The organism is Bacteroidota bacterium, from assembly GCA_016213405.1.
Taxonomy (GTDB): domain Bacteria; phylum Bacteroidota; class Bacteroidia; order Palsa-948; family Palsa-948; genus Palsa-948.
The window spans coordinates 1-17066 of the sequence record JACRAM010000104.1; the positions used below are offsets into that span (position 1 = coordinate 1).

The following is a 17066-nucleotide window of genomic DNA, read 5'->3' on the forward strand; positions in this document are numbered from 1 at the left end:
ACTTTAAAGAGTTTTAAAAAGAGTGAGGATTCTCTGTCTACGAACATACCTCAAGGGTTGTTTTGTAACGCATATTGCTCTCACTCTTTTTTTCTTTTAGTTGCACTAGTTTATTTAATTTCGCAAACATACGAGTAACTTATTTTTATCGGTCTGACAATCTCGCAACTCTTCACCGCTGCTTTTGCCCAGACAGTCATTAATACACAGCGCAGGATAATTCCTGCAAGCATTGAAGCAACTCCGCAAATGCAAAAGAGCTGCACAACTTTTTTATTTTTAATTATTGAGTGCAGCACATTTGCACTTGCTCCATCACACGAAGAAACACTATGTATTCTGCTTCCCCGCCTCTCCCTCATATATCAAGCAAATTAAATCAATATATTTGCTTAATGATTCCTTTCATAATAAAACCAAAGGGAGAAATAACTCCGGGAGTATCCTTAGATTACAAAAAAGGAGTATTTGAAATTTCGGGGTGGTCATATCCTGAAGATGCTATCATTTTTTACAATCCTGTTCTTGAAGGGCTGAGCAATTATATGCAAACTCCGAAATCGGAAACAACCTTTCACTTTAAATTTCAATATTATAATACTGCTACTGCAAAGCAGATTTTCAAAATAATTTCTTGTTTGATGGATGTTGCAAAAAAATCTAAAGTGAAAATTTGCTGGCATTATGATACAAATGATACAGATATGCTTGCGTCAGGAAAATTCTTCTCTAAGCTAGCCACTGTACCATTTGAATTTATTTCAGGGTAATCAAATTTTTATTCCTGCCAATAATACATCATCTTGTTGCGCGTAGTTTCCCTTCCAACTTTCAAACGCCTTTGTTATTTTTTCTTCTTGCGTTTTTATGGGAAGAGAAGAAACATTGAGAAGAAGTTCCTCTAATTGTTTTGTAAAAAATCTTTTCCCTCCTGCTCCGCCACGCTGGTCGGCAAAACCATCAGTTGAAAAATACAGCATTTGATTTTCTGAAAGAGAAATTTCTTTTTGAGAAAAAGAAAAATTCTTTTCATTTCTTAAAGAACTGCTTGGACCGAATAAACTGCCGATTGAAAATGCATCTCCTTTTATTACCTCAATGATTTTATTTTTAACTATTATAAGAGAGTGCCCTGCTCCGGCAAAAGTGATTTTCTTTTTATCTAACTCAAAAAGACATATGGAAATTTCCATTCCATCATCTTGCGAGCGTGATTCCTGATGAAGCGCATGAATAACCCCTTCATTCAATTGATTAAGAATTTCAGCTGGCTGAAAAATAAATTTTTCATTCACAATTTCATTTAACAGGGTATTCCCTATCATGCTCATGAAAGCACCAGGAACTCCATGCCCGGTGCAATCAGCAACCGCAAAAATAAATTTTCCATCATGAGATGAAAGCCAGTAAAAATCTCCGCTTACAATATCTTTTGGTCTAAAAAAGATGAAGTAATCTGAAAATTGTTTTGAAAGTTCATCATGCGAAGGTAAAATGGAATCCTGAATGCGTTTTGCATAATTAATGCTGTCAGTAATATTTTTATTTTTCTGTTCAATAATAATTTTTTGTTTTCGAGTAACTCTAAGCCGATTGAAGATGATTACAGAGAAAACTGCAACAAGCAATAACCCCAATCCAATGGAATAACTAACTATCCGCTGTCGTTTTTTTTCTTCTTCGGCAACAGCAAGTTCTTTCTGGTGTTCAGCGTCTTTCAGCACTTGTTGTTTTTCGTATTCATATTTTGTCTGTTGTTTGAAAGTGGACTTCTGAGTTTCCTGATTGAATACGCTGTCACGCATCTGCATATAGAGTTCGTGCATTGCAAGTGCGTTCTGCCATTTGCCTTGTTTGCGGTATACTTTAAAAAGCAGTTCAGAAGCACTTCTGGTTTCATCAGGGTATCCGATTTCTTGAGCAACCTTGAGAGCACGTTTCCCGTAATCCAATGCTTGCGAGATATTATTTTCAGAATAATAAATAAGTCCAATACTGGCTGAAGTGCGCGAGATGCCCTGTTTATTATTTGTTTCTTCGAATAATTTTAATCCTCGAAGCATATAGCCAATTGTATAAATAGATAAAGAATCTTTACTGATAAAACCATTATTATTTTCTTGCTCTAATTTTTGATACGTTCTGCCAAGATTAACAAGAGTTGAAGCCAACCCGTTTTTATCGCCAACTTTTTCACTAATTTTAATTCCCTTCTTATAATATACTATTGCTTCAGGATAATTTTTTTGTTGGAAATAAACTAAGCCAATGCTGTTTAGAGAATAAGCAAGCCCAAAGTTGTATCCGATTTCCTCCTGCAAGGCGATTCCTTTTTTCAAATAAGTTAATGCCTTAGCGGTATCTCCCTGAATCAAGTGAAGGTTTGCAATATTGTTCAGCATTATTGATATGCCATTTTTATTTTTAAGGTCTTCGTTGATTTTTAAACTTTTCAATTCATACTCCAGCGCCTTAAGTATGTCGCCCTGAGTCTCAAACACCATTGCTATGTTGTTTAATGTAGTTCCTTCTCCTTCTTTGTCGAGTACCTCCTGCTGTATCGCTAAACTTTTTTCATAATATTCCAATGCTTTTTTATTATCAGATTCTATGCGTATGGCATAGAAACCAAAATTTTGAAGCGCACCCGCATAATATTTTTTTATAGTATTAATTTCTTTTTTATCATGCAGTTTGGAATCGTGTAATAATTTTTCAGACATAGCAAATAACAACTGGTTGTATTTGGGCCACATCGTTTCATCATTAATACTTTCTGCTAATGAGCCAAGAATATCTAATTTAATAGTATCATCTTTTGCATTTTTGTATAATGGAAGCAATGAATCAAGGATGGTTTTATCATCTGGGGATAGAGTTTCATGATTAACAGAATCAATTAAAAAATATTCTTTCCCTTGCTGTGCGAAAGAAAGTAAATGTATGAGTAGAAAATATATTAAAAAAATATTTTTTTTAATCATGAAATATATTAATCTGCTTTAGCTTTCTCCCTCACCACCTCCGCAAACGGACGGTTTTCAATTTTACTTTCAAGCCATGAGATGAAATCAAAATAATCAAAAATATGTTTCTCTTTTGAATTTTTTGTTAAAGGAAGCAGTTGGTTGTATAATTGCTTGAATGCATCAATCATCTCTTTATTATTGTCAGCTTTTGGCAATAGTATTCTAAAAAAATCTACAAAAAGTTTTTCAAATTCACTCGTATTATTTTGCTTCTGGAAGAAGTGATAAGTAGATTGAGTGAGATGAATTAAAAAATCATTACTTTTTGCCTCAAAGTGAGCCATCAAATAAAAAAGACGAATAAAATGTTCTATGTCATTTCGAATGTTTTTGGAATAATCATTAAGTATTTTATAAAGAGAAGAAATACATTTTTTGAATTCATTATTTCCAAACCAGATTATTGCAATGCTGATATGTAATGTTATTTTTTCGTGCTCGCTTAATTCTTTTTTATATGCGATATATTCCTTAGTGATGCAAGGAATTATTTCAGCCCCCTTTTCAAATTCGCCAATATGTCTAAAATATTTTAGTAAACAATCATTATACATTAACCATGTGAAAGATTTCTCGGAAAAATTTGTAGTGTTCTTGATTAACATATTGCATTTTTCAATTTGTGCAATTGCTTCATCATATAATTTACATTCAAGGCATGTCTCAATTAAACCCCCTAAAGCATATACATAAGTATTTTGGTTGTTTTTTATTTTCTCATTATGCATTTCATATTGCTTTACTTTTTTCTTTAAAAACGAGATGGTCTTATACGGATTATTCTTATATGACCAATACGTATGATGTATATGATAATAATATTCCTTTGCCTGAAACGTAAGCTCATTTTCTTTTTTTACCAAAGGGTGGTTCATTATTTTTTTTATCCTTCTCATGCGTTCTTTTTCATTCAGAGGTAAATTTCCATACGTTAAAGAATATAAAGTAGAAGCAAGATCTCTTAATATATGTATGTTCAATAGAAGATGAAAACAATTTTTGAATTCATTATTAATTTCTGCTGATTTATCTATGTTAAAACTTTGAAAAGCTAATCTGTGTTCCCATAGCAAAATCTCGGGAAGAAAAATATGCAAATCATATTTTTCACTTAATATTTTCATCTTCCCTAATATTTTTTCTGCTTGACTATAAAGCCCCTTGTTATATAATATTTCAGCATAATGAATATTGCTGCGTATTTTTTCGGCATGGCTTTCATGATAAGAATCGAGAACCTTTAATATGCGGTCATGGAGAAATGATTTTGCAACCGCCAATTGCTTTGTAAATGCCTTGCCCTTAAACTGCTGCCGAAGCGCAGTTTCGTTGTATTCATTTTGTTTCGCAATCGCATCAAATAATAATAAATAGTGCTTATTGGATTTTTTATAAATGCTGCTGTAGCTTTTGAAATATCTTTTTTCTCCTTTACCTAAAGATTTAATAAGATCAAAAATATCAGTACTTGGGTTTTTCATGTTAATTCAAAAGTTCACAAAAGTAAAAATAGTAATGCAAAAATACGCCATATCATAGTTTTTTGTTACTAAGTTAAAAATCATCTGAAACATTGATTTCTATTATGAAAAATATAATTAGTACTCCAATATATATCATTTATATCACTAATATATCAGGCACCCTTTTTTTGTTTATATGAAATTGCATATCTATTTTTACGCACATAAATAATATTTCACATAAACCAAAACAATGAAACAAATTATTACCCTCATAACAGTTGTATTTACAACTGTCATTTGCCCTCTTGCCTCATCCGTTTCTTTTGGGCAAAGCGTTGGAATCAATGCTACAGGCGCTACTCCTGCTGCATCTTCTATTTTAGATGTTAACAGTGCCAATAAAGGCGTACTCTTTCCAAGGGTGAGTTTAACATCCACTACCGATGTAGTTACCATTCCCGCCCCCAGCACGAGTTTGCTGGTATTTAATACCAATGCTGCCATGACAGGAGGTGCAATTGGATTCTGGTATTGGGATGGAACAAAGTGGGTGCCTATGGGCGGTTCGGGAGGAGTTCCTTCGGGAGTAATTTGCATGTGGAGTGGAACTATCGCTTCCATTCCCGCAGGTTGGGCTTTATGTGACGGCACTAACGGCACACCCAACTTGAATAACTACTTTATTAAGGGCACAACTGTTCAAGCGAACATGAATACAACCGGAGGAGCAAACGCCACGACTCTTGTTGCAGGTAACATTCCGTTACTTACTACCAGTAATCCGACAATTACTGAGAACCTGTATAGTGGTATTTTGCTATGGCAGCCTGGCTTTGGAGGATTTTGGGCAGGAAGCGGTGGCCCGGCAGCGGGAGTAACCTCTACGTTTCAACATACGCACACTGTAGGAAACGCATCTCCTACAGCAATTAATACTCAACCGCAGTATTATGTTTTGGCATTTATTATGAAATTATAATGCAATATCAGTTTGATAAAGTCAAATCAAACCCCACAATGAAAAAAATATTATTTGTTGCAGCAGTATTAATATCCTCGATTGCATATAGTCAAACAACTATAATAGATTCTATTTGGGTTGACAGTTTATACCGTTCCTATAAAATATATATTCCTTCTATATATAATCCGGCAAATCCCACCCCTCTGGTTTTTAATTTTCATGGTTACGGGGGAAATTACAATCAAACAGGAAATTTCAAACCAATTGCAGATACTGCGAATTTTATTATAGTGATGCCACAGGGAGATTCAGTGCCGCTCTTAACCTTATATTATCCCGGATGGAACAATTTTAACTCTGTGGCTGACTTTGATAAAGATAAAAATTTCATTTCCAATTTAATTGATACCCTGAAAACCCAACTTAATGTTGACTTAGACAGGGTATATGCAGCGGGCGGAAGCAATGGCGGATTCATGAGTTATGACCTTGCCTGTTTTCTTAGTTCGCGGTTTGCCGCCATTGCATCTGTTGTCGGAAGCATGACATCGCTTCATGTCAGTTCATGCAATCCACAACATCCAACCCCTGTAATGGAAATTCATGGTACCGCAGATTCTGTGGTTTATTATAACGGTGGCGCAATTGATTCATCTTTTATGCACATAGATTCGCTGGTTAAACATTGGGTAACTTTCAATAATTGTTCGCCTGTTCCTGTTTTCAGTGCTGTCCCAAACATAATTCCTTTTGACTCGTGCTATGCGCAGCATTATGTATATAACGGAGGCGACAAAGGCAGCAGCGTTGAATTGTATAAGGTAATTGACGGAGGACATACATGGCCCGGTTCAGGTTTTACATTCAGCGGACCAAAAACATGTATGGATTTTAGCGCCAGCGTTGAAATATGGCGTTTTTTCAGGAAATACAATCTGGCAAGTTTAACCAGCGGCATCAATGAAATTTCTTCTTCAGCCGGAATTTCTTCTCATGTGTTTCCTAATCCATTCAATGATTTTGTAAAAATCAGTTATGAACTTACACAACCAGCCGAAACTTATATTTCTGTTTACAACATTTATGGAAGCGAAATAAAACAACTGGCACACCAAAATAATTCTGCGGGAACATATTCTATTTTCTGGGATGGGAAAAATTCAGCAGGAACAAAAGTTCCGGCAGGAATTTATTTTTATACCATTCATGCAGGAAAATCAGAAAGCTGTGGTAAAATCATTCTGTTGTCCGGCAAATAAATTAAAAATGACAAAAACCACAATCATGAATAAAAAAATTATACTGCCTGTTATCGTTTTAATTATTATTTCAACGACTAACAACCTCTTTGCTCAGTTGCTTACTTACAATGGCAAGAGTTATTTCCTAAATGGTCTGAATGTTCCGTGGAACGCATACTCCACCGATTTTGGACTCAATTCTTTTCTTTACGGTTCAACTAATAAATATGATTCCACAGTTTTTGAAAATATATTTATTGACTGTGAAAACTACGGAGTTAATTGTGTCAGGATGTGGATTCATGATGATGGAAGTTCCAGCCCTGAAATTGATACTGTTACCGGATTTGTAACAGGACTGGATTCGGTTTTTTTTCCAAACATGGATGATTTTCTGAACAGGGCTCTCAAACATAAGATTATGGTAATACCATCTCTCTGGAGTTTTTCCATGTTGAATAATGATTACGCATTAGGTCCGAATGGAGGCATGCATGCCGATATTATTCAGGACACATCCAAGACAAATAGTTACATCAATAATGCCCTTATCCCAATAGTTCAGCGCTATGCCAACCAATGCAACCTGCTGGCATGGGAAATAATGAATGAGCCGGAGTGGGCAACAACTGTTTCAGGAAATGACCCCAATATCACCCAACATGTTCCAATGAGTGATATGCAACGTTTTGTTGGAATGTGCGCAGAAGCCATTCACCAGAACTCTAATAAAATGGTAACTGTTGGCGCTGCTACTGTAAAATATAATTCTGATGTTAATTCTTTTCCAACTACATGCGTAGGAAATTTCTGGAAAGACGCTGCCATTCAAGCCGCGTATAATAAACCACTCGCATATCTGGATTTTTATCAGATACATTATTACGATTGGATGAAACAATTTTGGGCGAATTATGACCCTTATGATTATTCTGCTTCTTATTGGGGATTGGATAAGCCAACAATAATCGGAGAATCTCAGGGAAGCAGCACCAAGCACAGCACCACCGATCAGTTGTATAATGCGTTCACAGGTAATTATGCAGGCGTACTGTTTTGGTCATACAACGCCAGCGCTGACAGCGCAGGAAGTTTTTATCAATATAAAAATGAATTATTAGCATTCAGAAATGCAGCCCCAGGCATAGTTGATTTTGATACCACGGCTTGTCTCACTACAGGCATTCATCAATCGGTATCCAGCAATGCAATAAATATTTACCCCAACCCTTCCGAAGGAAAATTCACTCTTGAAATTCCATCAGGAAATTTTCAATTAATTATTACAAATATTATAGGAGATGAAATCTATAATTCAGAAATTAAAACTGAAAAATCAAATATAGATTTAGGAAATCAGCAAAATGGGATTTATCTTTTAAAAATAAAAACAAAGGACACCATTATAGCAAGCAAAATAATAATTCAAAAATAATTCTACTTGAAAAAAACTTCACTCATATTATTTTTTGCCTTCATTTTATTATTTGTACACACATCGGTATATTCACAAAATAATGCGCTTGTATTAGATGGTGCATACATTATCCTTGATGGCGGCACTCGAACCACACCTATTTATGTAGTGGTAGATCAAACCAATCCTCTCGGCATAGTGCGGCTTTCTGGTGGACATATCAATTCCGAAGGGCAATACAATTTAGTTAAATGGAATTGCGGAACAAGCACAGGCAATTATGTTTATCCCTTTGGCGTGGGTGGCAATGCTGCTGATTATATTCCTTTTACATTCAATAAAACAACTGCAGGTAGTTCGGATATTGAAGTTTCTACTTGGGGAACAAATCAGCAAAACATGCCTCATCCCGACACCAGCAACCTTCCTGCAGTTAATTATATGGATTGTCAGCACATGAACGCAACAGGCGATTCAGTTACAGCAGTTATTGACCGATTTTGGGACATAAAAGCAAATTCAGCCGTTACTGCCGATTTAACTTTTACCTATCTCGGAACAGAAAACACCACAACAAATCCAACAGGAAATTTCAAAGCCGAGCACTGGAATGGAACAAATTGGGATGTTCCTGTAGGTCCCGGCAATGCTGGCGTAACCATCGGCACAGGAACAGTTGGTGCTGTTACAAGTCAAACAACTTTCTCTCCATGGGCGCTTGTAAAAGATGTTTCTCCTATACTGGTTAATGGCAATACAACTATTTGTAGCGGAAACAGCACAACATTAACTGCCAGCGGAGGTAATAATTACAACTGGCTGCCATCAGGACAAACCACTTCAAGCATTGTCGTAACTCCTTCCGTCAACACCACATATACTCTAACCGGAACAAATGCGAATGGTTGTCTTGCTGATACAAATATCAGCGTAAGTGTAAATTCTTTTTCTACAGTTATTATAAACAACGACAGCGTAATTTGTTTTGGCAGTAATGCCACACTCATCGCAAATGGTGGCTCATCTTATTCGTGGAATACTGGAGCAACAACAACTTCAATTATTGTTAATCCCACAGCAACCGTTTCCTACACAGTAATCGCAAGCAATGCAAACGGCTGTACAGCGGTTTCCGTTGCAACAACAACCGTTAATCCGCTTCCAACACCCATCATAACCGGAAATACTTCACTTTGTACAGGAGATGCTACAACACTTATTGTAAACGGTGGCACTGCCTATTCGTGGAATACGGGTTCAACCTCTAATTCCATTTATGTAAATCCCACATCTGCTACTACTTATTCTCTGATTGCGGTAAATTCAAACGGATGTTCTGCAACCGCAAGCGTTGTAGTTACCATAAACTCTCCTCCTGTTGCTGTGGCAAACAGCGCATCAATATGCAGTGGCGATAATGCAATACTAAATGCAAGCGGAGGAGGAAATTATTTATGGAGCACAGGGGCAACATCCAATTCTGTTTCAGTTTCCGCTGCCGGAAATTATTCAGTAGTTGTTTCAATTGGCAGTTGTGCTGATACTGCTTATGCCACATTAACAGTTAATCCAAAACCAACTGCAAGTGCAGGAGTTGATGTATCAATTGCCCTCGGGCAAAGCACGGCTCTTTCCGCTTCAGGTGGTGGAAATTATTCTTGGACGCCTTCAACCGATTTAAGTTGCAATGCTTGTCCAAATCCTGTTGCAACTTCATCGGTAACAACTGACTATTGCGTGTATGTAACCAATGCAAACGGTTGTTCAGATTCTGCCTGCGTGCGCGTGTATGTGGAAATTATTTGCGGAAATGTTTTTATTCCAAATGCCTTTTCTCCAAATGGTGATGGAGAGAATGATATTTTATATGTAAGAGGAAACTGCATTAAGGAAATGCACATTGTCATATACAACCGCTGGGGAGAAAAAGTTTTTGAATCAACTGATATTACAAAAGGATGGGATGGAAACAATATAAAAGGTTTTATTGGAGGAAAAGAAGGGAGTGCTGTATATGTTTATCATATGAGAGCAACTCTAATAACAGGAGAAAAAATTGAACGAAAAGGAAATATCAGTTTGATATGGTAAACAAGAGCGTAAATATAATTTCGCGGCTTTCTTTTTTATTGCAGTTGTTTTTTTTATTGGCAAATAATCATGCTTACTCACAGGGGTGGGCTAAATCATTCCTCGGCACAACGGCAGATAATGATAATTCATATTGCATAGCCAGAGGAGCGTCAGGCGATATTTATATTGGTGGCGGTTTTCGCACCACAGTAGATTCCGATCCCAATGGCGGTGTATCTAACCTTACTGTTCCCGCATCGGGAAGCGGAGCGCAGGGAGGTTTTTTCGGAAGATATACTTCAGCAGGTGTTATTTCATGGGCAAAACAAATTACAGGTTCTACCACCACCAGCCCCGTGCAACAAACAATTGTTCAGGGAATTGTTGTTGACGCAGCTGAAAGCAATATATATGTTACAGGGGTGTTTCTCGGTACAAACGTTAATTTTAATCCGGGTGGTTCAGCATTAATGACATCCAACAGCACCACCCGCGATATATTTATTGCGAGTTATACAACAGCCGGAGTGTATAATTGGGCTTACCGGATAGGCGCGGCTAACAGTGATTACGGATATGGAATAGCCATTGACGCAAGCAATAATATTTATGTAACAGGCACTTTTAACGGGACAATGGATTTTAATCCCAATGGAACCGGAGGTGCAAAAAATTTAACCAGCAACAGCAGTCAGGATATATTTGTGGCAAGTTATACAAGTGCCGGAGTTTGGAGATGGGCGTTTGGTATAGGAGGAACATCAAGCAACGAATACGGATACAAAGTAAAAGTAGACGCTGCAGCAAGCAATATTTTTATTTGCGGAAGTTTTACAGGCACCAATGTTGATTTTGACCCAAGCGGTGCAAATGCATATCTGACATCTCAAGGCGGCACTAATCAGGATGGTTTTGTTGCAAAATATACTACAGCCGCTGGCGCCTATGTATGGGCAAATAAAATAGGAGCAGGAGCGGCAACTCCAAATATTGTTGAAGCGATGGGGATTTCTCGTGACGCAAGCGATAATATATATGTTGCAGGATATTTTTATGCATCAACTATTATTGCACCGGCATTAACAAGAATCGGAAGTCGGGATTGTTTTTATGCAAAATACAATTCCGCAGGAACATTGCAATGGGCGAAAAATATTGGAACAGCAAGTAATTTAGTTGCGGGACAAGATGTATATACTGATGGTAGCAATGTAAATGTTGTTGGGTATTATAGCAATACTATTGATTTTGATCCGGGTGCTGGAGTAGAAAACGGAACATGTGCAGGTACCACTTGTTTGTTTTTTACTCAATACAGTGCCGCAGATGGTTCCTTTCTCTGCAAAGGTACAGTTGACGGGGGAGTCGGAAACATTGAGTACGCCAATGCTGTAACCGGAGGTGGAGGAACTACAAATTTCTATATCACCGGATGGTTTGCAGGCACTAATGTTGATTTTGACGCTACCACTGGAAGTATGCTGCTTACATCACAAGGTGGCGGAGGGAACAGCGATGTTTTTTTTGCAAAGTATGCAAACAATACTGGTGGAGCAGGGTGTAAAATTGGTCCGCTTCCTATAGAGCTTTTATCCTTCACAGCAAACTGTAAAAACACTAATGTAAAAATCAACTGGCAAACAGCCAGTGAACAGAACAACGATTATTTTACCATTGAAAGAGCAGCACAGGGGCAGAATGGGAAGATGGAAGATTGGAATGTTGTTGGCACAGTAAAAGGAGCAGGCAATTCTACCACCGTTCAGAATTATGAATTTGTAGATGCCGAAATTTCATCTCAATACTCAATACCCAATACCCAATACTACTATCGCTTAAAACAAACCGACTATAACGGCAAATACGAATACTTTGGACCCATATCAGTGAACTGCAATTCAGAGCATGTAATAAATATTCTACCGACTGTTTCAAGTGGATATTTTACAGTTGTTGGAAAAGGAAAAGCAGATATAAATGTTTATACATTACTTGGGCAAAAAGTTTTCTCAATAAAAGATGAATCACTTCCTTTTGTGGTTGATCTTACTGTGAACAGCACAGGCACTTATTTGATTCAAGTAGTAATATCAGAAAAAGTAATAAACCAGAAACTCATCATTCAAAAATAAATCCTTAATCAACTAATCCTAAACTAAATTTTATGCCACTACAAACCGATCGCCCCAAAGCCCAGTACAACTGCGGACAAGAAGAACTCTACGCAGTCGCAATCCTCGGATGGAACAGTTACCTCGATAATGTTCCCGACTTCACAAATCACCTCACCACCTACACGCTCGCTTACGGCAACGCACAAAAAGCAGCCGTCACCGCAGCCAGCGATATGCCCGATGCACAGCAGCGCGATGAAATCTCAGAATCCTTCCGCATCCTCCTCGAAGACGAAGCCGACAAATGTCTTATCCAATGGAAGAACCTTGAAAGTTATATCCTTCACTCCTTCCCCGAAAAACTTCACAAAGCAAAACTCGAAGGAGCGGGCTCCACGCATTATGATTCAGCAGCAAATAATAATTGGGATGAAGTAGATGCCCTAATGAAATCCGGGAAAAAATTTATCACCGACAACAACGCAAAACTCACCACCGGAGGAATGCCCGCAGCATTTCCTGCCACATTCAACACCGTCAAAACCGATTTTGAAAAAGCATTCACAGATTTTGAAGACGCGCAACAAGACAACGAAGAAATCCGCGATGCGAAAATAAACGCCAACAATGCCCTTCACGATTCACTCACTTCCATGTTCGATGACGGGCAAAAAATCTATCGCAACAATGCAGCAAAGCGCGACCGCTTTACCTTTTCAACAGTCCTCTCACTCGTTTCAGGCGCAGGTCTCGCAGGAGTCAAAGGCACTTGCAGTCCCGATTCAGCAGTATCGGCAGGAATCACAATTAAATGTGTCGCTCAAAATAAATCCACCACTGCCGATGATACAGGCAAATACACCCTCAACCTCCAAAGCGGAGATAACATAGCCGTAGATTATTCCGCTCCCGGATTTGTAAGCAAAACAATCACCCTCAATATCTCAGTCGGAACAATGAGCACACAAAACATAACCCTCATTCCAGCCCCGCCACCACCACAACCGCCCATTCCTGCATAAATGGGACAATTTTGAGGTTCTAAACGAGCATAATTAGGTTCTAAAGAAGCATAATTGGGTTCTAAGATGCCATAATCAGGTTCTGAACGAGCATAACTTAATTCTAAAGAAGCATAATTACGTTCTAAAAAGAAATAATTATCTTCTAAAGGAGCATATTTTATTTCTAAAAAGGAATAATCATCTTCTAAAAAAAAATATTCTATTTCTTAATTCCCCTTTTTGCAAACTTAAAATGTCAAACACATGGCGCATGAAAGGTAGAAGCCATTATAGTTCTGCATGCGCCAAGAGTTTGCCATTTTTTTACCGTTCATGCAAACAAATAAACTAAAATGATAGAAATACGAATGAAAAAAAGAAAAACATACGACACACGGGTTAAATATTTGGTGAGAAAAGGATTGCTCCCCGACTTATACCGCAAACAAATTCACCGCAGTTTGATAAGCAAATGGAAAAGAGAAGCACCCGAAAAATATACTGGGCACGAACTTAACGACAGCATCGCGGAACTCTATGAACTGATGAAAAAAATTTCAGAAGACCAGCGCTTGCAGAAAACTTTACTCGCATTTTACCGAATAAATAAAACATTGAAGGATATTATCGGAACAGGAAGTGATTACATAAAAAAAATCCGAGAACATAAACATCAAATAGTTGACGCAATTCAACGAGCAAAGAAAAGTATCGGCATCAAAAGAGGAATAAAACTTTTCGGAATCAGCAAAAGCACTTATAGAATCTGGGCAATGGAAACTTATTTTCGTTGCGGACAATCATTAAGTAAATTATGCAACAGCACATATCCGCAACAACTTACCGTAAACGAAATTCACAAAATGCACCGTATATTGAGCAACGGAAAATACTTGCACTGGCCTATAATTTCGGTTGCCTATTATGGAATGAAGCGTTCTCTATTGAAAGCACATCCGAACACTTGGTATAAATATGCACGCCTGATGAAAATAAAACGCAAGCGTCACAGAAAGATTCATAGAAAATATGCAGAAGGAATAAGAGCCAATGCCCCGAATGAAAAATGGCACGCAGACATTACAGAACTTCAGACAGCAGACGGAAATATATCCTACATCTATCTCGTAATAGACAATTATTCCCGATACATTACTTCGTGGAGAGTAGCGGACAGGGTTTGCGCTAAACTTCGCTTAGACACTTTTGCAGAAACGATTGAGAAAGCAGGAATAAAACCCATTAAGAGAAAGAAAAATAAAACAGAATTAATTGTTGACGGAGGTACAGAAAACAATAATAAAAAAGTAGAAACATTCATAGAAAAATATCCGGTAAAAAAACTCATTGCATTAAAACATATTCTAAAATCAAATGCAATGGTGGAATCCGTAAATAAAATTATCAAATACGACTACCTCTTTCCCCGACACATTCTCAATCAATCTGAACTTACAAACCTGATGAGCAAAGTAGTAATCCCGGACTACAACGACAAACGACCGCATGGATCTCTCAACGGACTGACACCATTGGAAGCATACGGAAAAAAGAAAGTGAACTTCAAAAGAATCCGCGAAAGAATGATAGAAGCCCACATAGACAGAGTAAAATATAATCGGACACACTCTTGCGTTGGTTGTCCTTTCGGCTGCAAGCAACAATCAGCAAACTAATCCACACCGACAGACAAAATATTTATAGACAAATGTGTAATCAGAAAGAAAAAAGTTCTATTATTGACTCTTCAAACCGACTGTTTCTTATAAGAAACAAAATCTGCTGTAAGACCTTGTGAAATCACACATCGGACAGACAAATACAAGGGTGCGCGCACAGTAATTAACATCCGCTTTGCGGCATGCGGGCTGACTTTTCCGTGGACAGTTCCTTCATTTGTTTTAATTTTGTAATCGGTGGACAGGAAATCAATTAAACATCCGCCCGACCGCAAAGCGGAGGAACGTTGTGGGCAATAGACCGCGCGACAAATTTTCGGAGTTTGACGCTTAATTTCTCGCGGGACAAATACGCAGAAATTTTAATAATTTGACTTATGGACAGACAAACCCTTATATTTGTCAACGAGAATAAAAAAGCAAAAAAATGAAAACAAAATTATTCATCACCTTATTCGCTATTGTTAATGCTTTTGTAAATGCTCAACAGTATCCACCTATGCTTAAAAACACTGAATGGTTTATGAAAACTTCTTGTCCATGGGTTGGAAATTCTTCTAAATGGTACAATCTGATCAACGATTCAATTATTAATGGAATAACATATAAGCAGTACTCGCCTTCAAATGGCGGGTATTTATCTTTTGTGAGAGAAGATACTTTACAAAAGAAAGTATGGATTAATATTAATTCACAAGATAAATTACTTTATGACTTCAACTTGACAGTGGGGGATACATTTACAACTGCCACATACCAAAATGTCAAATTTGTGCTTGTATTACAAGATTCTGTCAGCACTTGTGCTGGTCAAAGAAAAAGAATGAAGTTTAATCCAGTACCTGGACAATCTTCACAGCCCGTTGATTTTGAGTGTATAGAGGGTGTTGGTTCATTGTTCGATCCATTTGCTTTATTTTATAGAGCAAATCCTCCTGACCAATGTGGAAGTCTTTTAATTTGCTGCCATCAAAATAATATAGTAAATTATGTTGACACAGATCCCGATTCAGTTATTATTTGTCCGGAAAATTGTTTACCCATTCTGAAAATAAATGAGAATACCGATTTAAATATAAGTATGCATTCTAAGATTTATCCCAACCCATTTTCCAATAAGTCAACTATGCAGACAGACAACTTCTTAAAATGTGCAACCTTGACATTTTACAGTTCATTCGGACAACCAGTAAAACAAATAAAAAATATTTCTGAGCAGACGGTTACTTTGCACCGTGACAATTTACCAAGTGGACTTTATTTCATTCGGCTGACACAGGATAATAAAGTAATCGCGGCTGACAAATTAGTAATCACGGACAACTGACACGACTGTACAATGTACCTGAAATCTTCACTAACGACATTGACAAAAAAGTTTCTACTGCCCACAACACGGGGTTTGCGTAATGGCGGTTGACGAATAATTTGAAAGTGTGTGCAAGTAATTATCTTTGTAGCGGGGGGACAGTGATGTGGTTTCAAATCCGCCACTAACGCAAACCCCGAACTCGTTAGCGGTCATGTTCAACGACAGCAAATCCGCGACAGTTTGTAAAGTCATCGGGGGACCCCCGCCTGCTTTAAGCACCACTCGTTACCACCAATTGCAAAAATCGCGGACAATTACGGACGCAAACAGACGCGGACGGACTTGCATGAAAACTTGTAAGTGCTGACAGCATAAACAAACTTCAACGGACGCTTACGGACGCAGACAGACCACACTATAGACAGAATAATGCAACGGATTATAAAAAAATACAACGGACGCTTACGGACGCGGACAGACCGGACTACAGCAGACCATGCAACAGGTGGTAACATCCGCTTGCCGTCATGCGGGTTTTCGTTTGGCAGAATGTTTTTTATTTCTATTTTTGCTTTGTGCGGGCGGACAGTAAATCAATTCTTTCTCCCGCCCGAACGGCAAGCGGAGGAGCGTTAGCGGCAATTGCACACGGACACCAACAGACACCAACAGACACTTACGGACTTTAGTAAACAGACAATGACGGAAAATTTATTACACTACTCTATTACAGAAAAGATAATCCGAAGTTTCTTTACGGTCAATAA

General features: G+C 37.7%; 13 protein-coding genes. 10 read left to right on the forward strand and 3 right to left on the reverse strand.

Features of this window, described 5'->3' with window-relative positions; genetic code table 11:
* Window positions 1–110: 110 nt before the first annotated feature.
* The gene (locus HY841_12590) at window positions 111–362 is read right to left on the reverse strand and encodes a hypothetical protein (protein ID MBI4931599.1); all 252 of its coding nucleotides are present in this window, start codon (window positions 360–362) and stop codon (window positions 111–113) included.
* 33 nt (window positions 363–395) lie between these two features.
* On the opposite strand from HY841_12590, the gene HY841_12595 reads away from it, so the two are divergent.
* Entirely contained in the window at window positions 396–770 is a 375-nt protein-coding gene (locus HY841_12595) for a DUF1987 domain-containing protein (GenBank protein MBI4931600.1), read from the forward strand.
* Here HY841_12595 and HY841_12600 read toward each other — a convergent pair whose 3' ends face one another.
* Both HY841_12600 and HY841_12605 read right to left on the reverse strand, forming a co-directional pair.
* Window positions 771–2984, reverse strand: coding sequence for a tetratricopeptide repeat protein (locus tag HY841_12600; protein MBI4931601.1), 2214 nt, complete (start codon window positions 2982–2984; stop codon window positions 771–773). It abuts the gene before it with no gap.
* A gap of 8 nt (window positions 2985–2992) precedes the next feature.
* Entirely contained in the window at window positions 2993–4510 is a 1518-nt protein-coding gene (locus HY841_12605; GenBank protein ID MBI4931602.1) for a hypothetical protein, read from the reverse strand.
* A 541-nt stretch (window positions 4511–5051) separates the two neighbouring features.
* Here HY841_12605 and HY841_12610 point away from each other — a divergent pair.
* The 9 genes from HY841_12610 to HY841_12650 all read left to right on the forward strand — a co-directional run bounded on the left by HY841_12610 (window position 5052) and on the right by HY841_12650 (window position 16988).
* Entirely contained in the window at window positions 5052–5474 is a 423-nt protein-coding gene (locus HY841_12610) for a tail fiber protein (protein MBI4931603.1), read from the forward strand.
* Window positions 5475–5512: 38 nt separating this feature from the next.
* A complete protein-coding gene (locus tag HY841_12615) occupies window positions 5513–6718 on the forward strand; it encodes a T9SS type A sorting domain-containing protein (GenBank protein MBI4931604.1) in 1206 nt (401 codons plus the stop codon).
* Between the two features lie 25 nt (window positions 6719–6743).
* Window positions 6744–8135 carry a T9SS type A sorting domain-containing protein gene (locus tag HY841_12620; GenBank protein MBI4931605.1) on the forward strand — a complete coding sequence of 464 codons (1392 nt, stop codon included), beginning with the start codon at window positions 6744–6746 and terminating at the stop codon, window positions 8133–8135.
* A gap of 6 nt (window positions 8136–8141) precedes the next feature.
* On the forward strand, window positions 8142–10208 hold the full coding sequence (locus tag HY841_12625; GenBank protein ID MBI4931606.1) for a gliding motility-associated C-terminal domain-containing protein: 2067 nt from the start codon (window positions 8142–8144) through the stop codon (window positions 10206–10208).
* Window positions 10202–12322, forward strand: coding sequence for a T9SS type A sorting domain-containing protein (locus HY841_12630; GenBank protein MBI4931607.1), 2121 nt, complete (start codon window positions 10202–10204; stop codon window positions 12320–12322). The genes HY841_12625 and HY841_12630 overlap by 7 nt, the downstream gene beginning before the upstream one ends.
* Window positions 12323–12354: 32 nt before the next feature.
* Entirely contained in the window at window positions 12355–13326 is a 972-nt protein-coding gene (locus tag HY841_12635) for a carboxypeptidase regulatory-like domain-containing protein (protein MBI4931608.1), read from the forward strand.
* Between the two features lie 350 nt (window positions 13327–13676).
* Window positions 13677–14984 carry a DDE-type integrase/transposase/recombinase gene (locus HY841_12640; GenBank protein MBI4931609.1) on the forward strand — a complete coding sequence of 436 codons (1308 nt, stop codon included), beginning with the start codon at window positions 13677–13679 and terminating at the stop codon, window positions 14982–14984.
* A 430-nt stretch (window positions 14985–15414) separates the two neighbouring features.
* Window positions 15415–16314: a T9SS type A sorting domain-containing protein gene (locus tag HY841_12645; GenBank protein ID MBI4931610.1), complete on the forward strand. Its 900-nt coding sequence runs from the start codon at window positions 15415–15417 to the stop codon at window positions 16312–16314.
* Window positions 16315–16826: 512 nt separating this feature from the next.
* Window positions 16827–16988, forward strand: a complete 162-nt coding sequence (locus tag HY841_12650) for a hypothetical protein (GenBank protein MBI4931611.1) — start codon at window positions 16827–16829, stop codon at window positions 16986–16988.
* The last annotated feature ends 78 nt before the right edge of the window (window positions 16989–17066 follow it).